Origin of the sequence: Arthrobacter sp. H-02-3 (assembly GCF_003097355.1) — a bacterium.
Classification (GTDB): domain Bacteria; phylum Actinomycetota; class Actinomycetes; order Actinomycetales; family Micrococcaceae; genus Arthrobacter; species Arthrobacter humicola.
The window spans coordinates 1-20,980 of record NZ_PYUI01000029.1; the positions used below are offsets into that span (position 1 = coordinate 1).

Here is a 20,980-nt window from a genome sequence, read left to right on the forward strand (position 1 = left end):
GGACCCCTTCCCCGACTGGCACCACTTCACGGCCGGGCACCCATTCCCCGCCGCAAACACCGACGACCCCGACTGGCCGGCACCCCTCGACGACCCCACCCACGAATGCGCCCTGTACCAATCCGCCTGAACGACCAGTCGCGGGCCGATTCAGATCTTGGGCCTGAGCCTAATCTTGGCGGACTATGTCGACCGAGATCTCCGACGCGGGAATCGTTCCTCGGTTCTCCAGCCAGTGAACGGTGTTCCGGTCCTCGGGCCAGCCCACCCCCGGCCCGTAGTCTGTAGTGACTCCATTCCTATGGTCGGTGATCGTTCCCTGCAAGATGTAGACGATGCCCGGTCGGTCTATATGGTCGTGCACCGGGCCGAAGACTCCCCCTGGCTCGAAGGTCACCATACGCATTCGAAGCTGGCGCCCGGCCATACCCTCGATCTCAGGGCCGAGGTCAACCGTCGCAAGCAGCTCCGACGTGACACCTTTCGTCTCGGGTACCGCCTGGTCTTTGCTCATCGCGCTTTCTCTCTGCACTTCCAGGGGCTAGCATTCGACCTTCAACACGAGCTGATCTCCGGACCGACGTGCCCGACGTGCCCGACGTCACGTCATTGAACCATGGAACCGGAATCGGCGTCTGGGACTTTTCCAGATTCTTTGACCCTCGGGGTTTGGTCAGCACCCCTCTTCAACCGCATCCCGAGTGCGCTCCTGACGGCGCAGGCTGACCGCTTTCCAAGTAGGCTCAACCTCACAATTGATGAACAGGAGGCCGAGGTGGCCGAGACGACGGCGGACGACGTGATGGCGGAACTGGCCGATCTTGAGGACCCGAGGGCACGCGTGGTGAACGAGAAACACGGTGACGATCACGGTGTGAACCTCGGCAAACTGCGCGCACTCGCGAAGCGGCTGAAGACCCAGCAGGACCTCGCGCGCCAGCTTTGGGAGACGGATGACACCGCTGCGCAACTGCTGGCGGTCCTGATCTGCCGCCCGAAGGCGTTCGAACGTCAAGAGTTGGACTTCATGTTGCGCCAGGCGCGCAGCCCCAAGGTGCACGACTGGCACGTGAACTACGTGGTGAAGAAGACCCCGCACTCCGAAGAGTTGCGCCTGACCTGGTTGGCCGACCCGGATCCGGTAGTGGCTAGTGCCGGCTGGGCGCTGACCAGCGAACGCGTGGCGAAGAAGCCCGAGGGCCTCGACCTCGCAGGACTGCTCGACGTCATCGAGGCGGAGATGAAGGACGCCCAGGACCGCCTGCAGTGGGCGATGAACCACTGCCTGGCCCAGATCGGGATCGAGCATGCCGAGCACCGCGCCCGCGCCATCGACATCGGTGAGCGCCTGGAGGTGCTCAAGGATTATCCGACTCCCCCGAACTGCACATCTCCGTTCGCGCCCATCTGGATAACCGAATTGGTGCGCCGACAGCACGATAAATAGGAGCGTTCGCACTCGACTGCGACCCCTGCTAGCTCTTGTCGGCAATCGAGCAATCCGCCGGAAGCACGCCGCATTGGGACGCCTTGAGTCCCGAAGGAACTTGTCCGGCCGGGCTGCCACCTGCGGATCCGGCAATATTCCGGCCCTCTGCGCATCTCGCTCTTGCTCTCTGCGGCCGTTGCGCGTATGAGAAGAGCATGGGTTCGCAACGAGACGTCCTCCGCGGCCGCGTGGCGGTCGTGACTGGCTCGACACGCGGTCTGGGGTTTGCAATGGCCCGGCTACTGGGGCATCAGGGCGCGACGGTGGTGCTGGCGTCCAGGTCGGAAGTGGACGTCGCGGCCGCCGTCGAGCGGCTGCACACGGAAGGGATCGCGGCGTCCGGACGTCACTGCGACACCGGTGAGCTGGCCGACGTCGAAGCCCTGCGCGACGAGGCCTTAGGCCGCGGGACGCTCGACATCTGGGTCAACAACGCCGGAGCCTCAGGTGTCTACGGGCCCACGGCGTCCACGCCGGTCGATGACTTCACGCGAGTGGTGCGCACGAATATCCTCGGCACGTTCCACGGGTCGAGGGTTGCGTTGCCCGTGTTCCTCGGCCAAGGCCGCGGCGATCTCGTCAACGTCTATGGCCACGGCGACCAGGGGCCGGTCGCGCTGCAGAACGCGTATGCGTCGAGCAAGCGCTGGGTCCGCCAGTTCACCGAGACGTTGCGGCTGGAGACCAAGGGCACCGGCGTCCGGGTGCATGGCATGAATCCGGGATTGGTGATGACAGACATGCTGGGGCACGTCACGTCCCAGCCAGGGTACGAGCATCGACTGGGCGGGCTGCAGGTCGTCGTCGGGCTCTGGGGGCAGAACCCTGACGACGCCGCGCGCCCTCTCCTGGACCTCGTAACGTCGGACGCCGCCGAGTTCCGGGATCTGACCAAAACGACCATGGTGACCCGCGGGGTGCGCAACGTGCTGGCCGGACGCCTCCGTCGCGCCAACCGCATGCCCCTGGACGTCGCTGTGCTGGACGCGAACCGCCAGGGCTGACTGAAGACTAGCAGGGGTCCATCGCGAGAGTAGCCGGCACAAAATTGGGGCCCGAAAGACTGAAGTCACAGCATTCGCCAAGGTTCTGCCAAGCATCGTCGCTTCCGGTTGAACGACTCCCTGCTTCCACTTTAGGCTGACGGCAACCAGCGAGCGAGATCCCGCCCGCACGGCCCGGGCCACTCATCATTGGAGTATCACGCATGTCGATTGCAAAGAAACTGGGCGCTGTCGTCCTGACCACCGCCGTTCTCACCGGTGCAGGTGCCGGAGTCGCCAACGCGGCTCCGACTAAAGCCGCACACTCGGTCTCCGTTAAGGCGTCCGCAAAGGCCACTGAGGCGAAGGCCAAGGCGCAGTTGAAGAAGCAGGCAGCCGCCGCGAAGCTTGCCGCTGTGAAGGCCAAGGTCACGTCCCTGAAGGCTGCCGCCGAGGCGAAGAACGCTGCCGCCGTTGCGGATGTCGCACAGAAGCACGCCGCCCAGGAGGCCAAGAAGGTCGCCAAGAAGGCCACCCAAGCCCAGAAGCGTGAAGCCACGGCAGCGAAAGTGGCAGCCCTAAAGGCAGCCGCTGACGCGAAAGCTGCAGAGGAAGCCGCCGCCGAAGCTGCGCAGGCCGCCGTCGAGGCCGACGCGAAAGCTGCCGAAAAGGCGGCAGAATCCGCGGCAGAGACCCCTGTCGCGCCGGTGGAGGATCCCGCCGACGCCTGATCCGAGCGCCCCTGGCTGCACCCCCTTCCGATACACCGGCCACCATCTGGCGGCCTTAGGGAAGGGGGTGTTGCCGTGTCCCGACACTTTCGCCCATCGCCGCGCAGCCGACCGCCCGCAGACCCTGTCCGTCGCGTCCGCTCCGGACTACGATCTTGCCTATTGACCAGACACACGCTGACCGGCACAGAATGGGTGGTCGCAGAGTGAGGAGAAGGCTGTGACCGGAGGGACGCGGCTGAGCGGACCGCACTGGCGGCGAGTGGTGGCGGCCCTCGCCAACAAGGACGCGCGGACCGTCTACGCGCAAATCGTACTGGGCGCCAAGCTCGCCGACGTGGTTGCTGATCTGAATGACCAACGGCGGAACCGGGCCATCGCCGCCCTGCTCGAGTCAGGGCTCGTCGAACGGAATGCTGCCAACGAACTGGAGGCGTCTGAGTCGATCTTCCGCGACCTGCTCACGCAGCAACCCCGGCGACAGGCGCAGACCGGAGTGGCTCGCTTCATGCGCCTAGGCAGAATCGATCGGTATCCAGCCAACATGGCGGAACGGCGGGAGCTCCTGGCCTGGATTGCCAGCGACGCAATCGAGCCGGGTGAACACCTAACGGAAAAGCAGGTAAATGAACGGCTCCTCAGTTATACCGATGACGTCGTGATGCTGCGCCGCTACATGATCGACTTCGGGCTATTGGAACGGACGCCCTCCGGCTCCTCCTACTCACGGCCCGATAAAACATAGGCTTGAACCGGACGCTGATCACCCTGTCGGTGGCATTGGTCAGCACAGTCGTAGGCTATTTTTTGAGACCGGACACTAGCGGCAACGGGCCCCGAAAGAAGGACTGAGTGGACAGTAATGCTGGTACGTGGTTTCTGAGTCGCGCCGAGCGGGGGAATCTGGCCACAGACGTCCACGCGGGGGGTGCCGGATCGCTGTCCTGGTCGGAGGGCAATCTAGTGCGGCCCCTGATTCATGGAGCAACCTACTTCGCCCGTCTGCATCAGGAGTTGACGGCTCTGCAGACGGGAGACCGCGTGTGGTTCACCGACTGGCGCGGCGACGCCGACGAGCGGCTGCTGGCCGACGGACCGTCGATCGGCGACGTGCTCTCGGGCTTGGCCCGCGCAGGCGTGGAAGTGCGGGGCCTTGTCTGGAGATCCCACGGAGAGCGCGTATCGGCCCCGATCAGCAGCCGATCCAACGAGCTGCTAAGTCATCAGATCAACGACGCCGGCGGAGAGGTGCTGCTGGATCAGCGTGTACGCCTCTTCGGCTCCCATCACCAAAAACTATTCGTCATCCGCCATCGTGACAATCCGTCGCGGGATGTCGCGTTCGTTGGCGGGATCGACCTTTCCCACAGCCGTCGGGACGATGCCGGCCACGCGGGCGACCCGCAAGCGGTGGACATGGATTCCCGGTACGGGAAACGCCCCCCGTGGCACGATGCGACCCTCGAACTGCGTGGCCCAGTGGTGGCAGATGTCCTGGCAGTGTTTGCTGAACGGTGGAACGACCCCCATCCCCTGGACCGGCGCACCCCCTACCGGATGCTGCTGCAACGTCTGGCCCGTATGCCCCGGCACCCCGAACCGCTCCCGGAGACTGCGCCGCCGCCCCCACCGGCGGGCCCTCACTCCGTGCAGCTGCTGCGCACCTACGGGGTGAAACGTCCTCCGTTCCCGTTCGCACCCGAGGGGGAACGCAGCATTGCCCGCGGCTATGCGAAGGCCTTCGCCCGCGCTCGCTCGCTGATCTACATCGAGGACCAGTACCTGTGGTCTACAGAGGTCGCAACCGGAATTGCGGAGGCCCTCGAACGGAACCCCGAATTGAACGTGATCGCCGTCGTGCCCCGCTACCCCGACTCCGACGGTGCTATAGCAGGACCGGCTATCCGGATCGGGCAACTGCGTGCCATCAGGATGCTGCGCCGGGTCGCGCCCGACAGGGTCGGCGTGTTCGATCTGGAGAACAGCGCCGGAACCCCGATCTACGTCCACGCCAAGATCTGCATCATCGATGACACCTGGATGACCTGCGGCTCAGACAACTTCAACCGCCGATCGTGGACCACCGACAGTGAGCTCACCTGCGCCGTACTCGATGCCACTGCTGACAACCGGGAAACTCCCGGCACAGACTCGGACCATGACGCTTCCCGGCCGTTGGCCCACGGGCTCCGGCTCCAACTCTGGGCGGAACACCTGGGCCTGGACCAGGACGATCCCCGGCTCCTCGACCCGGCGGCTGGGCTCAAGCTTTGGAACACCACCGCAGACGCTCTCGACCAATGGCACGAATCCGGGCAGCGCTCGCCTCGCCCCGCCGGACATGCGCGCCTCCACACCCCAGAGCCCGTGTCCTCCCTCCAACGTCTCTGGGCGGTTCCGCTTAGCCGCCTCGTCGTGGACCCGGACGGCCGCCCCCGTCGGCTGCGTGGCAGTACAGAGTTCTAGGCAAGCCGGTGTGGGCGAGTCGATAGAAATTGGCGTTCACATGGTCAACGATTGCGGCGCAGCGTGACGGCCACCAAATAGAGCGGAGGCAGAACGGACCGCACCATGGCTTCGTGCCGGACGGTGCGGCCTTCGTCCTCTGCAAAGCTAAGACAGCCGGCTGGAGAATTCCTCGGCAGTCATCGGGGTGGAGAACATCGGGTAGTCGTACGCGATCGCGTTGTCGTGTTCCTCAACCGATGTTGCAGCGACACAGTCGCTCAAAGTCACGACCTGGTACCCGTTCTCGTAGCCACTGCGCATGGTTGATTCGACGCAACAGTTCGTCAGGAACCCTCCCAGGACGATGGTGGTGATGCCTTTGCTGCGCAGGATGAAGTCCAGGTTTGTGCTGGCGAAGGTGTCGAGACCCCTTTTGCCTTCAATGACGATGTCGCCCCCGGCCGGCGCTAACTCGTCAATGATGGCCGCACCCCAGGTTCCCTTGACGAACACGCCACCGTCCACGACCCCCTTGAGGATCCCGTACGGATGCTTGCCGAGCTCGTTGTAGCCCTCGGCAAACGTGATGGGCGCGTGCATTACCGTGACACCGGCCGCGCGGGCCGCCTTTACAACGCGAGCCGTATTGGCGAGCATGTCCGTTTTTTCCATGACCGGTCGGACAGCGTCATGCAGCCCGCCTCCCTCGGACGTGAAATCGTTCTGGTATTCGATGAGTACAACGGCGGTGGTGTTCGGATCAAACTTCAAGGCATCCTCCTGATCGGCGGTGACGCGCCCGCGGCAATGCCGACGGTCGAGGTCAGACTAGCCTCGGCCCACGCACAGGACAAGGGGCCGCGTTGACTCTCTAAAAAGGTCCGGGAACGACGGGGCCGTGGACATCCTTGAGGGATGGGACTGACGATGAGCCAGCGGAAGGCTATCACGGTGATCAAGGCCAGGGCGTATGCCTGTGCCGGCCGGTGGGTGATTCCGCAGGCCCACCCGTTCGTCCAACCCGACAACGTTCCCCCGGATCCGCGTTGTCGCGGTCAAACCGGACCAGAGCATTTCCGATCACCTGTACCGTGTCGCGCGCGCCGCGCGGAGGCTGCCTGGCCGTGCTGGCCGCGGGCGCACGGCGGTAGGGACACGGCGGTCACCTCGGGATCATGGAGCACTCCCCGCCCGGCGGGCACCGTGCCACTTAGTCGCCGGCATGCCCGTCACCCCGGAGGTCGTGGCCACGGTCTGGCACAAATGGTTCGGCACAGCCTCGGCGAAACCGACGGCGAACCGGAAGAGCCCACCACCAAGATGGTTGCCCTGGCCGCTGACCTGCAGCCGGCACGCCACCTCGGACCGCCGCGCCGAACAGGTCGCCTACGCCACGGTCCAGAGCGCGTCGGACCTGCAGCTGATCGACCTGCCGCTGAACCGGCTCCTGGGCCTGAAGGCAACTGCACGGCTACGGGCTCCGGGACAACGGGATGGCCGCCCAGGCTGCCGCAGCCGGGATCCGCGTCGGTCAGGCAGGCGACAGGAAGCTCGCCAGCCGCAACGCCGCCGCACACTCGTCGCCCCGCCACCGCCCGCCCCAGTCCCCGTCCTGGCCGGAGTTCGGTCGCGTACACATCCGGGCCACCCAGTGCCTTGGCCGGCAGACGATCCATCGCCGCTGATAGCCTCTTCCCCGGAGCAGGGGACCGGCGTAGCTTTGGCTCTTGTCCAGCGGCGCCGGATCCTTCGACGCCGCGCACAAACACTCAACCCTGAGGAGTCCTCAATGGCACTCTTAGCCATCCAGCACCGCGTCGCCGACTACGACACCTGGCGCAAGGTTTACGATTCAGCGGCAGACATGCAGAAGTCCGCCGGCGTGACAAGCGAGTCCGTCCACCGGATGGCCGATGACCCTGACACCGTCTTGGTGCTCCACTACTTCGATTCCGTCGAGAAGGCGCGCGCCCTCGCTGCCAACCCGGAGCTAAAGCAAGCCGTCCAGCGCAGCGGCATCGTGGGCGAACCGCGCATCGAAATCTACGAATAGGGCAGTCGGCGCTACCTCGGGCCCCGCACGGCCTGGCCACCGACGGCCGGCGCGGCCGCGTCCACACATGGAACGTCAGACCTGCTCCTGCCCAGTCCGTCTCCGGCGGGCGAACTGCGGAGCCGCAGCGAAGCGCCGGCGATAGCCGAGACCGTGGCCAATGTTGGCGGTTGAGGCAGGAGATGCGCGGTCGCGGCGCCGTCCAAACTCCAGCGACCCTACGGGGACCGGGTGAAGACCGATGCCCGGGATGCCGAGCATCTGGCCCGGTTGACCCTGCTGGGCCAAGTCACCCCAGTGCGGGTCCCTGCCCCCCTCGCAGGAGGCAGCCCAGGATCTGGTGCGGGCCCGCGAGGACGTCCGCGCGGATCTCGTGCGGGCCAGGAACCGGCTCTCCAAGCTCCTGCTGCGCCACGGCCTGGTCTCTTCCGGCGGCGATGCCTAGACCGACGCCCACCACACCTGGCTGCACCGGCAAAGAGCAATTCGGCAATAGGGCCAAGAGCGCAGATCCTCCTTGATGCGGAGTCACGAAGCCCTGCGAGTCGGGTACTGCCATAAATCCATGATGCGTATTGCCAGTCATCCAACCCGCCCACCAGGGCGTCATCTCTGGGAGATCGCTGGCTCATGCCGATCGACCAATGTGGATCTTGAACGGATCATGGCCGGAGATTCTTATGTCGATGGTCGATACGACATTGAGCGCCACGAAGAGCAGGCGTCCTAGAAGTCGGACCGCCGCCATGGCTCCCCAACCGCTTCACGCTCGGCTTCTTGATTCGGGCGAAGATCAAGCACCTCCGCCACCGACGGGTCGTAATCGACAACGTGTCCGATCCCGACGACACGGTAAGAGCTCGCGTCGTCCGGATGATCACCACCGCACAGTGCGCACCAATCACCGTCCGGGCGTGTCACACACAGCACCGGCCGGATCCGATCGAAGACGTGGATGCACACATACGACTTCGTCTCGTAAGGGAGTTGTGGCTCCGATGTCGGAATCGTCACGGGTATCCATTCCATTCGTCGAGGGTTTTCGCGCCCCTCTGACGGTTGCACGTTCGACAGAGGTCCCAGATGTTGTCGATGTCTAAATAGTCCCTCGAGTGACGACAGCAATGAGCTGAAGACGGCACCTACGCGGTCAATAGCTCTCTCGCTGGACCCATAACCAACGACGCGGCGACCACCTTCTGCCCCGCCTCGTGGCGCAGACTGTTAAGGCTGGCAACCGCCTCCAGAACAGGCCCCAGGTGGATAGTGAAAAAAGCCAACAGATTCTCGGCCCGCTCCCTTTCAGGCATCGGCACGTCGAGGTCCAGCAGTGACGAGAGCCGGCCCTCCTCGCTTCCAGCAAGCCTCGAGAGGCGCGTCCGAAGATGGCACGCCTGCTCCTTCGGGGTCTTCACCTCTCCGAGGGGGCGCAGCCATAGTGCAAGGTTCACGTAATACTGCAATCCGTACCGCGACTTCTGCAGTTCGACCACGGTGATCACCTCATCAGTGATTCGGTACCACGATCCGCTCCTCTTCGAGAAGCCGGCGCCCTTCATGAAGCCGCCAAAGGTTGCTTGAATGACGTTCGAGGTCGTGATCCTCCGTAGGTGGCGACAGATCCAGTCCACGGTACATCGCCTGGATACATGTGGTTCACATCCCTGCAACCAGCCGGCGGCCACGTCGAATCGAGTGCACGCTTTTTCATACGCGTGCCATCGTGCTCCGAGTTCGCATGGACGGACTTGCGAAGGGTTTCGCGTTGGGCGCCGGCGTAACAAGCCCCGCACTAAAGACGTACGGGGCCTGCTGCGGCGATTACGGCCAAAACCAACTAGGTCGGCCGACGGCCTTCGAGCTGGATGGATGTGAGATTCCGATCTATCTATACAAATCTCCATAATTGACCCCAGTGTTCGCGGGAACTTTCGATCACTTGAATGAGCGGTTGTTCCAACTTAGTTGGCCCTTTTTCGAAGTCGGTCGGCTGACGCACTTGAACCGCGTTAATGGGGGTAGCTCCGAATGGCCAACAACCTCCGTTTCTGACGGATCGGATCGACCTTATCAGGCGTGTGCCCCGCGGTCTCCGAAGCCATCCTCGCAGCCGGACAGCACGGGCCAGCGGACCGAATTAAGCTGCCGTCACGGGTCGTCTAAGTCCCTTGCGACGACACTGCCGGCCGGCTCGGCATTAAGCCGGCGGCCTTTGATCTCCGCTCCAACCGGGCTGGTTCTCCAAACCCGGCCATCTGCCTGCGACGCTGCGACGGTGGGATCGGCCGGGGACCCCTTGCGTGCACACAGTTGGCCGTTCTTCACATAGCGTGGGGGCAAGGGCCGCAGCCGGGCCCGGGACTGTTTGACGGAGGACGAACGTGGAATACATCAAACTCGGCAACACCGGCATGGACATCTCCCCGCTGGCACTGGGATGTATGACGTACGGGGACCCGGGCCGGGGCCCGCATCCCTGGACGCTGCCGGAGGACCAGAGCCGGCCGCTGATCCGCCAGGCCGTGGAGGCGGGGATCAATTTCTTTGACACTGCCAACGTGTACTCCAACGGTTCCAGCGAGGAAATCATAGGCCGGGCCCTGGCGGATTTCACCCGCCGGGATGAAACCGTCATCGCCACGAAGGTGCACGGCGCGATGCGGCAGGGACCCAACGGGCGGGGCCTGTCCCGCAAGGCCATCTTCGCCGAACTCGATGCCAGCCTGACCCGGCTGGCAACGGACTATGTGGACCTTTACCAGATTCACCGGTGGGACCCCGCCACGCCGATCGAGGAGACTCTGGAAGCCCTTCACGACCTCGTCAAAGCTGGCAAAGTCCGCTATATCGGCGCATCCTCGATGTCCGCCTGGCAGTTCAGCAAAGCGCTCTACCTTCAGCAATTAAACGGATGGACCCGTTTCGTCACCATGCAGGACCACTACAACCTGGTCTACCGGGAGGAGGAACGCGAAATGTTCCCCCTCTGCGCGGACCAGAAGATCGGGGTGCTGCCGTGGAGTCCGCTAGCGCGGGGGAAGCTCACCCGGGACTGGGACGAGAAAACCAACCGCTCGGAGAAGGACGAGTTCGGCAAGACGCTTTACACCACGGAGGAAAGCGACAGGGCGGTCGCCGAAGCTGTGCGCGTCATTGCCGAACGCCGCGGCCTGCCCCGCGCCCAGGTCGCCCTGGCATGGGTCCGCTCCAACAGCGTGGTCAGCGCGCCGATTGTCGGGGCGAGCAAGCCGGCACATCTTACCGACGCCGTCGCCTCCCTGGAACTGACACTAACCACCGAGGAAAAGGCGGAACTGGAAAGCCTCTACGTCCCGCACGCGGTCGCCGGATACTGAGCAGCGACGGCGTGCAGTGACCCGGCGGCAGCACCAACCGCGCGATTGACGGACGCTGAAGCGCGGCCTGGCCCGGATCTGACAAAGTCAGCACACGGGGCGTCGCGGCGTTCAGGCCGTGGGCCTTTCGCCCCTCATCATCAGGTGAGTATCCTGCCGGCGGCTGAATCGGCAGAGAACCCCATTCGTCCCGGCGGACAACTCAGCGCCACTGGAAGTACTCGCGGTGGATGTTGGCTGTGCGGACTCCTGCAGAACGGAAGGTCTTCCGGAACTGCCGGAGCATGGGATCCGGCCCACCCATGAAGACCGAGAGCTTCCGGGGCGGGGTGTCCACGGCGGCAAGCACCTGCTCGGGCGTCAACCGGCCGTCGACGGCGGTGTCCACCAGGTGCACGGTCAGGCTTGGGTAGTCTTTCGCGATGGATGTGATTTCCGCGGCGAACGGGGACGGCCCTGCCGAGGTGACAAAAAAGTGGACTGACTCCCGCAGATCCCCCTCCAGGGACCGCAGCCAGCTCAGAAACGGTGTGATTCCCACACCGGCCGCAATCCAGACCTGGTGTTCCGTTCCCTTGTGCCTGTCGAACCGGCCGTAGGGTCCGCCCACCACCGCCGGCATTCCGGGCTGCACCACGTCAGGAAGCCTTGTTGTGTGGTCCCCAAGCGCCTTGACGGTGATACGCAGGTGCTGGTCCCGGGCCGAACCGGACATGGAAAAGGGATGGCGTTGCCAGCCCTGCTTGGTTTCCAGGTAGATCATGGCGAACTGGCCAGGCCGGAAGTCCAGCGGCTTGCCGAGCGGTGCAAGGCGCAGCTCCACCAGATCCGGGGCCACCGCTTTGACCTGGTCCACCTGGTAGTCGTGGTGCGGCAGGAAGCGGCGCGCCAGGAGCTCCCGATAGGCGTAGAACGCCAGCCCGACGCCGCCGATGGCCACGAAACTCCACCGTAGCCCGGGGGCGGCGTCGAACGCGGTGGCGTCCAGCAGTCCGTGGAAGAACCCGGCCGCAACAAATATTCCCGTCAAACGGTGGAAGCCCCGCCAGCGCTCGTAACCACCCAGCAGGCGGCCCACCAGGCGGACCGGCCGGGCGCTTCCGAGGCCAAGGACCAGGTCACGCACCCGCGCGGGGACCATGGTCCGCCAGCGCGGCAGGATGGCCCAGGCCACCAGGGCCGCGAGCCCGGAGATCCCGATGACGGCAAGGGTTTTCCCCACGCCGGTCGCCTCCGGGTTGGCTGCCAGCTCGATGTGCGGAAGCAGCAGGACGGTCCCGGTGATTGCAGCACGCCGGTGCCAGATGGCTGCGTGGTCAATCCCGCCGAACACGTGCTCCACCTGCGGAAGGGTGCTGATCAGGACCAGGGCGATGGAGAGCAGCAGGATCGACTCCCCGCCGAAGAGTTGGCCGACGTATCGGGCGGCAGGTTCCCCCGCGGGACGGGCCAGGAGCCAATACAAGGCGTAGGCTCCCGCGAGGATGATGATCACCGTAGGGCCCACGCGCCGCAGGGGCACGCCCGGGAGCGACGTCAACGGTTTGGCTCCGGGCTGCGGAACTACCAAGAATCTCGCTCCTTCATCACGGCTTGCTCGTGCAGCACCGCCTAGCCGTCATCCTAGGCCAGCCACGGGCGGCGCAGAGAACCAGACACCAGCATGGGCGGTGGTTGTGCCGGGCCGATTGACTTGCCGATTGAGCAGCGTGCCCCGATGTGAAAGGTCTACGTCATGGCGAATGCCCTTCTGCGTCCCAGCACCCTCCCCCACTGCCTCGCACCCGCTCCTCGTCATCCCGAATTATCTGCATAGGTATTCCGCTGCCCCCTCGATCTTGCTCTTGCTAGGCCTCACGATGCCACGTTCCGGTGAGGTCAAGGGGTTAAGGAGGATCATGGCGGCCGCTCCGAGGGTCAGGACCGCTCCGGCTGCTGAGCCGAGCATGGCTGCCAATCGGGGCGTGGCCCCGGCACGCTTCTTGGCGGCACGGTAGAGGCCCGAGGGACACGAGGGCGCAGGGCGTCGCCAGAACCGAGCCCACGCCGTAGAGGGCCTCTATGTCCGGCACCCGCTTGTGGAGGTGGGTCACCGGCCGCACCGTGAGCACGCGGAGGAATGGGCCCGTTTTTTGGCCGCTAGTGAAGCGGCTGCGCAGGAAGAGCCGTGGCTGAAGACTTCCTTCGCGGCACTTGGCGGACGATCCTCCCAGGCGTTACCGATCATGGAGCATCAAGCTAGAGTCCGTGAGACTCTGCGGGCACCTGGCCCGGGTCGTCATTAGGCCAGAGTGCCGGGAAGCATCCAATCGAAGTCAAGGGGACGCAAGTCCTGGTCATCGGGCTAAAGGGAAGGACCCTGAACTTGCCCGACCCGCGATCCACGACGCCGTCCACCATCTTCATGTCAGCCCAGCGGCCTCAACCGCACCAGAGCCCCGCAGTTGACTGCCCCTTCATTTCCTGGCGTGGAAGATCGTCCCTGCGCAGAGCGACCCCGGATCAGAAATTGATCCCTTTGACGAGAGCGATGAACCTGTCCTTAGTCTGTTCGGTTGTGGGACCGGTCGGGGAGATCAGGATCTGTGTGGTGAAGATGGCCATGTTCTGTCCGCGGGCCACCATGAGGGACATGTACGTGAGCGGTACCTCGCTTGGGGGTCGGAGGGACTTAGGTCCGCCAGGGTCTGACCGGACTATGAGGATCGCTCTGTCTCCGACGCCCTCGATCTCTTGGCCGTCCGGCACCGGCCGGGACAGCAATGAAGCACCGCCCGGATGGAATTCGATAGAAAATATGAGCGAGTCCGGTCCGGGAGTGCCCACCGCGCCGAAAGTGTACCGGCAGTTGCCCTCGCCTGGGAGGACCTGAGCCTGGGTTGTGGCGTCGAACGCCTGCTTGAGTGCATCGGCGCTGACCAGGGCGCACACGGGATTGTCTGTCGTGGTCTGCGGACCGACGGGCGGTGCGGACGGAACGCTGAGCGCGCTCCCGTTGCCCCACCCGCCCTCGACGGCCGCTTGGGCGAGCGCGCGGGCCGTGGCGTTGCCGTCGGGTACGGGGATTCCCGGAGACATCGGTGGCGTGGCCACGACACGCAGGTCTAGAGACTCGTTGCCGCGTACCGCCTTGAGGACCGTGTTCGCCGACGCCCCGTTAGCCTCGCCGCGGAACCACCCCGTCCACTGAAAGCACGCGAAGTCGCCAATGCCTGCCAAGGGCGAGCAGTCCGGGGTCTTCTTCCCCTCGGCAATGTCGGCCGCCGATGCGGGAGAAGTCAACGTGACGGTCAGGGCGTTCATGCCTTTGTCCGACTTGCTGATGTAGCCACACTGGTATGCGGGGCTCCCTGCCGTATCGCCCGACTGGATTTGTCCCGTGCCGGCGAAACTCGGATCGACCTTGGCTGCAATCTCCGGTGTGATGAGATCGCAGGCCGCATTGCCCGAACCTGACGACGACCGCGTTGACGACGGCGGCGTACCCCCTTGCGCACATGCTCCGAGGAGAAGCGCAAGCACCACCGAGAGCGCGAGACCTTGCCGAGAAGCACGGATCCGATGAACGCGCATGTTCCCACCATCCCCCGAAACTGCCCCGCCCCGTTTGAGTTGCGACACCGGTGGGACCCACGCTAGGGATCAGCAAGAAGCACTACTAGTGCCGATCGGCCCACACATCCGACCGCGGCGCCGTGGGCCGGGATCAACGGGATGTCTTTGGACCGGTCCCCTGCAAGACCTGCCAAGACGTCTTCACCCCGTAGGCCTTCTCTCCCGAGCGAGTGCGAATCCGACGAACACATCGAGGAGTTCGAGAACTACTGCCTGAACTACACCGTCGACTGACGCCCGGTTCCGGGAATGCCAGGGATCCCCTCAACCGCCATGGCGCGTCGGCGAGACACCGCCCCTGCTATGCCGTAAACATGATGCCTATGATGGAAGCACCGCTGCCTCAGGCAACAGATGAAGCCGAGGATGCTCACGCACATCGCGTGATCTTCTCCGACCCCGACGCAGGGAAAGCGATTGCCGCGCGTGACCTGGACATTTCAAGGGTTGCTCAGACTGCTGTATTCTTGTTCCCCCTCTAATCACGCGGTGGATCCGAAGGGTAGGAAGAACAGTTGAACACAGCAGTCCGAGCAGCTCGCGATCCCGTAACCGCCGCCGGACGTGTTCGTGGAGACCACGGCTCCGTCCACGGTGACCCGGAAGGTGACGGTCCCGCTGTAGCTCTGATTCTGGGCTGACAGGTATACGAAATGGCCGCGGGGCATGGTGTAGCCAGTTGTCGTATCGAACCGCTCACGACTTCGAAAAAGAAGGGACGACCGACTGTGAGATGTAGATCTATTTGGAAGAACTTCCAATAACGCATCGGCGGAATCCCGCGGGGCACTTGTCCTGAGTGCTGGCGCGAAGTGGCCCGTCTACTTGGAAGTTTGTGGCACCGGAGTGGCAGCCACTTCGGGCGCCAGAATTTAGAACGATCAGGTGCTGGTTCTAGTTGAGCCCCAGTCGGTATTCCTCGGCCTCAGCCTCGTCGATCCAGTCGATCAGTTCTACGTCGTGTTCTCGCAGCGCGGCCAAAACCTCGTCCGGGCGGACCCGGAAGAATTCCTTGCGACGGTTCACGCGGTTCACTCGACGGTCATCGAAGTGGCAGTGCAACATGGACTCGATGCTCACGGCGTCAGCAGAGAAGAATAACGCATGCACGTCGTATCTATATGGAACCGAGGCACTGCTCAGCTCCCGGATCCGGTCGAGGGGGTCCAAACGCCTAGTGAGACCGATCTTGACGATGTCCGGTCCGAAGGCGCCCACGTTGGAGATGACGTAGACGTAGCCTGCCCTGATGTTCGCGGCGCGGAAGTCGATTTCCTTCAGCTCTTCTTCGAGAGCGAGTATCTGCTCCTCCACCCGGGCGATTCCAGTCTTGTCACCTTGGGCCTCCAGCGCCACCATGACGTTGTAGTAATGGTCCAACTCTTTCTGCAGCTTTGCCCGTTCTGCCTCAAGCTCCCGCTGAGCCTGGGCTTCTTCCCGCAATTCCGCCCGGCGCTCACGCTCTTCCTCTTTCTCCCTCAGCACACTGTTGCGGTGTACCTCCAGGAGCCTTAATTCGTCTTCACGCAGCAGATAATATTTGGCCTCCAAGTAAGCTCCGAATTCGACGCCAATCTTGTTTAGCTTGTCCCAGGTCTTGTTGAGTCGCCGCTGGCCGTCCCAGAAGCTTCCAGTCTTCCGGGTGGCTTCAATTTCCATTTGAATGTTCAGGATGTTCAGGAGGAGTGGCCCGATGCTGGCTGCAAATTTTTTGGGCATGTCGACCATCGAGCCGTCGGTGGACGTCATCCACAAAGGGTTGTTCACAGATACTGCAGATTTGTTGCGGATAAGCGCTTTCGCCTGGGACCTGAGCGACTCAATTTCACTCATGACAGACACGGAATTGTCCGCAATCGTTTTGTAATCGTGGAAGCCGAGGGCGGCCGGAAGGTTATCGGTCGACACAGCAGCCGCCGCTTCCTCCAGGTGCTTCAAAAGCTCTTTGGCAGCGTCGATCTCGGATTGCAGCCGAACTAGTTCAGCTTTCCGCGCGTCCCGTTCTCCGTCACTGACGACATTTCCGAGCCGGATCTCCCATTGGCTCCCGTCCCACCATTGCACCAGATCAACCAAATGTTCATGACCTCGAACCGGATACCAGCCCGCTGGTTGAGACACGTCCATACTTCCCCCTAGTCGGCGCGTGGATACGCACGAGATGAGGGTACCAAGCACTACATCTGCGCACCGAGACGATTTGCGACCGCCAAGCCGTGGCGCGTCGGCCTAGACTGTCCGGACGCTGGAATGCCTGCGCGGCATCTCGACCCTGACAGCATTTGGCTCGCCGTGGAGATCGGCGATTGGGACCGGTTCACCGGCTCCACGATCGGCGCGTACCCGTGGCTGGTGCCGACCGAGCATTCCTCCGGGGCGTTCCGGTCCCAGGGCTCGATCACGAAAACCGGCAACACCCACGCCCGCCGGCTGCTCGTCGAGGCCGCCTGGCACCACCGCAGACCCTACGACCACCCGTCCCGCCTGATGCCGTCAGGTTTCAGAAGTGATCCGCGGGCACATGGGCCGACAGAGGCTCTCGGGCCCGGCGCTGGCCACAAAGCTCGGAAACTCCCAGAACTACTTGGCTAAGAGGTTGAGGGATGAGACGCCGTTCTCCGTGAACGACATCGAGAATATCGCCACGGCGCTCCAGATCCCGCTCCTGGACCTGAACCGTGAGGCGACCGCTATCGAGGCAAAGATCAGGCATGAGGGACGCCTACCGGAATAGGCCACACCCCTTGATGCATCGTAAGGTCGTCTGCAGTTGACGCCCTCTGTGTGAAATCTGGGATAAAGTCCAGTCCATGTGTTGAGGCCTATAGAAGACGGCCCTATCCTGTCAGTTCAGGTTCATGCCGAACTGCCGCGTGAGGAGAGCCCGCTTGAAGTGGGCTTCGGCTGCATCCACTTGGGCGGCCGGCGCGCTCGGTGAGAAGACCTGCAGGATGCTGAACTGGAAGTGCTGCCGGTGCCGGGCGTCGGCGGCGGCCAGCTCCCGAAGGGCGACGTTGCCGCCGTGGCCGTTCCTGGCGTACTCGCTCCAGCGGCCCAGGAAGCGTTCGGCGCCGTCGGCTTTCCCCACATACAGTTTGCCGGTGCTGGTGTCGGCGATGAGGTAGATGCCCTGGACGGATCTGAGGGCCGTCTGCCATTGCCCGTAGCGGTCATCCGAGATGACGGCCTGGAGCTCGTCGTAGCTGACAAGGAGCGAGTCGAATCCGGGGAACGGCACGCTGGCCGGGTCGGCGACCTCGACAACACTCATGGAGGTTGCCTGGTCCCCTGTCTTGGCCCAGTTCACCGGGTCGTTTGTCCACTCAATAACCAGGCGGTCCTCCAGGGCGGCGAACACCGGCGAGGGCCGTAGGTCGAAGTAGCGGCGAAGGTCCGTGCGCTCTGCAAGGACTTCGCCATGGTTCTCGTGCGCGGTAAGGAACCGGGCCCGCCGTCCGGTAGTGGCGAGGAAGTTCAGCCAGATCTTAGGAGGAGTCGCGGGCAGTTTGCGGTTGCGGATGCCTTGTTCCCGCACGTACGGCAGGAGGTTGGGTCCCATCGCATCCGCCCGCGTCTTCAGCCCATCAGGTTTGAGCGTATGCCGGATAACCAGCACTCCCTCTGGTGCGAGCCCAGCCGCGTCGAAGAGATTTCCGAGGCGCAGACCGCCCGAGATGTCGTTATCCATTTACTGCCTTCTCCTAATCGACCGACCGCCTCGAACGTTCACGATCAGGCCTTGCAGAACCCGTTCGCCTTGATGACGTCGATGATCTGCTGCGCCTCAGTGTCGGAGACCGACTTCACTTTGCCACCGGTGAACCGGGCCTTGGCCACGGTGATGAGTTTGTCCGCAGCGACGCCGCCGAGGATGCTGGTGCATTGGTTGCGGGCGTTGTCGACAGCCTTGCCGTTGTCCAGTAGCGGGTTGATCTTGGCGAGGTCGGCGCGCAGGCTAGCGGCCTGGGCAGCGTCCGGCCTCGGGATCTGGCTAACAGGAGCCACGGCTGCCGCGGATGCCGCCGCTGTCAGGGCGGCTGGCGTCTCGGCCTTCGGTGAGCCGGCGCAACCGGTGACGAGCAGTGCTGTCAGAGCGGTGAGCGATGCGGCAGCAATGATCTTCTTCATGGTTCCCCCAGGAGTGTTCAGTGTGCCCCGGACAAACACGGGGCCCCTCAGAGGTTAGCCGACCTCCGCGGCGGGAGCCTTGTCGCACCGATTGCTACGGCAGTTCGGAAGCTCACGGTGGCGGCATCACGATGAGCCCAAGATTCGAGCATCGATCCTGGAACGCAGGGGCCGATTGATGATCGCGAGCCGGATTTCGGTCACCGCCTGAACGTCAACCTGATCGGAGCCCTTGTGCAATGGCAAACGTCATGCACCGTTGGCCGGCAAGTGAAACTCGCGCGCGCCGGGTGTCACCCCTCCGTAGAAGCGAGTCCATGACCAGAGTCGGCGGACCCGAGGGACGGGAGCCGGATCGCAGAACGCCTCGCCAAGCTGGAAGCTGTGTGATGTCAGCGTGTTCAACGAAACCGCCGGGGCCCAGGGTTGGGAGTCATCGCTACTGTAGCCGCCACGCAGTCTTCAGCCTGCGGCCGGAGTCTGGATTCTCTAGCCGGGCCGACCACGTGCAGGCGATTCGCTTCACAGACCTTAGTGTTCGGGTGGTCCGGGCCTAAAGTAGACCCAAAGATGGCCAGTGCCCTGTCGTACAGCTCCAGTGATTCCGTGGTTCTTCCCTCGTCGCTCCTGAGAGAAGCCAGGTTGTTCAGCAGGGCTGCTATTTCAGGATGGCCCTCGCCCAAGACTCGCTCCTTGATGAGGAAGGCCTCCAAGTACCCGGCCTCAGCGGCTGCGAAGGCCTTTTTCTTCTGCTGTATGGCAGCGAGGTTGTGCAGCTGGACCGCGACTTCGTAATGGTCAGGGCCGAAATGTGCCTGCCACATTCGGAGGGCAGTCTGCAGCGCAGCCTCGGCTTCCGGGAGGCGCTCCTGCCCTGCGAGAACGGCCCCTAGGACCGATGTATCGGCCGCTACCCCCACCGGGTCCGGAGGGTCAGCACGCTCGCGAAGCTCCAACGCTGTCCGTATTGCGGGCTCGGCTTCATCAAAGGGGCCCTGGACGTGCAACAGGCCGGCGACGTTGTGATAGATGCCCGCCGCCTCCGGGGTGTCCGGCCCCAATACCTGGGTCGTCAGCAGCTGCGCCTGGGCGTAGTGCCCCTCGGCTTCCCCGAAATGCCCGGTGTCCTTCGCCAGGATCCCCTGAGCATTGCAGATGGCGGCCATGCGGAGGAGTTCTTTCGGGTTCTGCTCCGCCAACTGATAGGCGGCGGCCAACATCTCGGATGCCTGCCCGTAGCGCCCGGCGAGACGCAAGGTGTCACCGAGCCGTGTGAACACCTCACTTAGCCACACATCCCTCATCGCCGACCGACGGACGGCCTGAAGAACCTCGACCGCCGCTCGGAGATGTCCAATCGCGTCATCATGGTTCCTTGCTTCCTCAGCAGCCGTGGCAAGGGCCATCAGGACGTCCGCGCGTGCCGTGGCGGCTGGCAGCCGATGCCGGCGCACGCGCAATCCCGCCAAGGCAGCACCCGCCACCTCGGCGGCCCGGTTTCGATCGCCGGCCGCCAAAGAAATGAGGGCCAGGCGATTCCGTCGTCTGGCCCCTATACGCCCGCCGAACATGTCACCTTCCAGCCAGCGGTTCGGAGTGGTTGAACGCCACACCCGCCAGGGCGGGTGCGGCCGTCGCGGCGGCCAGACCCAGGGCGCAGGCGACGGTCCAGAACAGGCGTTTGGTGGTCGTCTTCATGATGATTCCTCCTCAGGTGCGGGATGCTTACCGTCCGATGAACGGTTCGGAGTGGTTCAACGGGACGCCTGCCAGGGCCGGTGCGGCGGCCAGGCCCAGGGCGCAGGCGACGGTCCAGAACAGGCGTTTCGTGGTCTTCTTCATGATGATTCCTCCTAAGGTACGGACGGCTTACCGCCCCGTGAGCGGTTCGGAGTGGTTGATGGCCACACCTGCGAGGGCGGGTGCGGCGGCCGCGGCGGCAAGGCCCAGTGCTGCCAGGACTGCGAGAGCGACGCGTTTGGTGGTTTTCACGGTGAATCCCCCTTCTTAGATCTGTCTGTTGCCGGATACCGAGGTGGCTCTGAATGGCTGATTTTGATGCCCGCCAGAGGCGGGAGCGGCCAGTGGTGGCCGCGAACCCGGCTCCGGTGAGGACGAACAGGGCTTTGGCTACCGGCTAACGAGCGGCTCTGAATGGTTGAGCCTCTCCCCGGCGA

The 20,980-nt window shown here is 63.9% G+C and carries 20 protein-coding genes and 2 pseudogenes; 10 read left to right on the plus strand and 12 right to left on the minus strand.

The features are described 5' to 3' along the window. Window positions 1-169: 169 nt before the first annotated feature. Complete coding sequence (locus C9424_RS19750) at window positions 170-514, minus strand: cupin domain-containing protein (RefSeq protein WP_116768556.1); 345 nt, start codon at window positions 512-514, stop codon at window positions 170-172. A 288-nt stretch (window positions 515-802) separates the two neighbouring features. Between C9424_RS19750 and C9424_RS19755 the strand changes: the two genes are divergently transcribed. The 5 genes from C9424_RS19755 to C9424_RS19775 all read left to right on the plus strand — a co-directional run bounded on the left by C9424_RS19755 (window position 803) and on the right by C9424_RS19775 (window position 5,669). After that, a complete protein-coding gene (locus tag C9424_RS19755) occupies window positions 803-1,447 on the plus strand; it encodes a DNA alkylation repair protein (RefSeq protein ID WP_116768591.1) in 645 nt (214 codons plus the stop codon). 197 nt (window positions 1,448-1,644) lie between these two features. Further along, a complete protein-coding gene (locus C9424_RS19760) occupies window positions 1,645-2,493 on the plus strand; it encodes an SDR family oxidoreductase (RefSeq protein WP_116768557.1) in 849 nt (282 codons plus the stop codon). Between the two features lie 203 nt (window positions 2,494-2,696). Beyond that, window positions 2,697-3,203 carry a hypothetical protein gene (locus C9424_RS19765; RefSeq protein ID WP_116768558.1) on the plus strand — a complete coding sequence of 169 codons (507 nt, stop codon included), beginning with the start codon at window positions 2,697-2,699 and terminating at the stop codon, window positions 3,201-3,203. Between the two features lie 220 nt (window positions 3,204-3,423). Beyond that, window positions 3,424-3,948, plus strand: a complete 525-nt coding sequence (locus C9424_RS19770; RefSeq protein ID WP_116768559.1) for a DUF2087 domain-containing protein — start codon at window positions 3,424-3,426, stop codon at window positions 3,946-3,948. 269 nt (window positions 3,949-4,217) lie between these two features. Beyond that, on the plus strand, window positions 4,218-5,669 hold the full coding sequence (locus C9424_RS19775; RefSeq protein ID WP_237563582.1) for a phospholipase D family protein: 1,452 nt from the start codon (window positions 4,218-4,220) through the stop codon (window positions 5,667-5,669). 147 nt (window positions 5,670-5,816) lie between these two features. On the opposite strand, the gene C9424_RS19780 is transcribed toward C9424_RS19775, so the two are convergent. Further along, window positions 5,817-6,422 carry a cysteine hydrolase gene (locus C9424_RS19780; RefSeq protein WP_116768561.1) on the minus strand — a complete coding sequence of 202 codons (606 nt, stop codon included), beginning with the start codon at window positions 6,420-6,422 and terminating at the stop codon, window positions 5,817-5,819. A gap of 1,018 nt (window positions 6,423-7,440) precedes the next feature. Between C9424_RS19780 and C9424_RS19785 the strand changes: the two genes are divergently transcribed. Together C9424_RS19785 and C9424_RS22250 are read left to right on the plus strand one after the other, a co-directional pair. Then, the gene (locus C9424_RS19785) at window positions 7,441-7,704 is read left to right on the plus strand and encodes a cyclase (protein ID WP_116768562.1); all 264 of its coding nucleotides are present in this window, start codon (window positions 7,441-7,443) and stop codon (window positions 7,702-7,704) included. 189 nt (window positions 7,705-7,893) lie between these two features. After that, window positions 7,894-8,146, plus strand: a pseudogene (locus tag C9424_RS22250) (IS110 family transposase); the annotation flags it as partial. Between the two features lie 284 nt (window positions 8,147-8,430). Here C9424_RS22250 and C9424_RS21350 read toward each other — a convergent pair. Both C9424_RS21350 and C9424_RS21535 read right to left on the minus strand, forming a co-directional pair. Further along, window positions 8,431-8,733, minus strand: coding sequence for a hypothetical protein (locus C9424_RS21350; RefSeq protein ID WP_133247543.1), 303 nt, complete (start codon window positions 8,731-8,733; stop codon window positions 8,431-8,433). Between the two features lie 113 nt (window positions 8,734-8,846). Next, window positions 8,847-9,335, minus strand: coding sequence for a DUF4304 domain-containing protein (locus C9424_RS21535; protein ID WP_161958263.1), 489 nt, complete (start codon window positions 9,333-9,335; stop codon window positions 8,847-8,849). A 750-nt stretch (window positions 9,336-10,085) separates the two neighbouring features. On the opposite strand from C9424_RS21535, the gene C9424_RS19800 reads away from it, so the two are divergent. After that, entirely contained in the window at window positions 10,086-11,060 is a 975-nt protein-coding gene (locus C9424_RS19800) for an aldo/keto reductase (protein ID WP_116768564.1), read from the plus strand. A 202-nt stretch (window positions 11,061-11,262) separates the two neighbouring features. On the opposite strand, the gene C9424_RS19805 is transcribed toward C9424_RS19800, so the two are convergent. The 3 genes from C9424_RS19805 to C9424_RS19820 all read right to left on the minus strand — a co-directional run bounded on the left by C9424_RS19805 (window position 11,263) and on the right by C9424_RS19820 (window position 16,802). Next, window positions 11,263-12,630, minus strand: coding sequence for a ferredoxin reductase family protein (locus C9424_RS19805; protein ID WP_116768565.1), 1,368 nt, complete (start codon window positions 12,628-12,630; stop codon window positions 11,263-11,265). Between the two features lie 932 nt (window positions 12,631-13,562). Beyond that, entirely contained in the window at window positions 13,563-14,363 is an 801-nt protein-coding gene (locus C9424_RS19810) for a hypothetical protein (RefSeq protein WP_237563583.1), read from the minus strand. A gap of 1,206 nt (window positions 14,364-15,569) precedes the next feature. Then, on the minus strand, window positions 15,570-16,802 hold the full coding sequence (locus C9424_RS19820) for a GIY-YIG nuclease family protein (RefSeq protein WP_116768567.1): 1,233 nt from the start codon (window positions 16,800-16,802) through the stop codon (window positions 15,570-15,572). A gap of 109 nt (window positions 16,803-16,911) precedes the next feature. On the opposite strand from C9424_RS19820, the pseudogene C9424_RS19825 reads away from it, so the two are divergent. Next, window positions 16,912-17,201: pseudogene (locus tag C9424_RS19825) on the plus strand (transposase); the annotation flags it as partial. Beyond that, window positions 17,182-17,409, plus strand: a complete 228-nt coding sequence (locus C9424_RS22255) for a helix-turn-helix domain-containing protein (protein ID WP_133247544.1) — start codon at window positions 17,182-17,184, stop codon at window positions 17,407-17,409. The pseudogene C9424_RS19825 and the gene C9424_RS22255, both read left to right, overlap by 20 nt. 111 nt (window positions 17,410-17,520) lie before the next feature. Here C9424_RS22255 and C9424_RS19830 read toward each other — a convergent pair whose 3' ends face one another. From C9424_RS19830 to C9424_RS22120, 5 genes are all read right to left on the minus strand, one after another. Beyond that, a complete protein-coding gene (locus C9424_RS19830; protein WP_116768568.1) occupies window positions 17,521-18,363 on the minus strand; it encodes a GIY-YIG nuclease family protein in 843 nt (280 codons plus the stop codon). 44 nt (window positions 18,364-18,407) lie between these two features. After that, window positions 18,408-18,803, minus strand: a complete 396-nt coding sequence (locus tag C9424_RS19835; RefSeq protein ID WP_116768569.1) for a hypothetical protein — start codon at window positions 18,801-18,803, stop codon at window positions 18,408-18,410. 401 nt (window positions 18,804-19,204) lie between these two features. After that, window positions 19,205-20,209 carry a tetratricopeptide repeat protein gene (locus C9424_RS19840; RefSeq protein WP_133247545.1) on the minus strand — a complete coding sequence of 335 codons (1,005 nt, stop codon included), beginning with the start codon at window positions 20,207-20,209 and terminating at the stop codon, window positions 19,205-19,207. A gap of 166 nt (window positions 20,210-20,375) precedes the next feature. Beyond that, window positions 20,376-20,501: a hypothetical protein gene (locus tag C9424_RS22115; RefSeq protein ID WP_272914167.1), complete on the minus strand. Its 126-nt coding sequence runs from the start codon at window positions 20,499-20,501 to the stop codon at window positions 20,376-20,378. Between the two features lie 171 nt (window positions 20,502-20,672). Next, window positions 20,673-20,795: a hypothetical protein gene (locus C9424_RS22120; protein WP_272914168.1), complete on the minus strand. Its 123-nt coding sequence runs from the start codon at window positions 20,793-20,795 to the stop codon at window positions 20,673-20,675. Window positions 20,796-20,980: the final 185 nt, after the last annotated feature.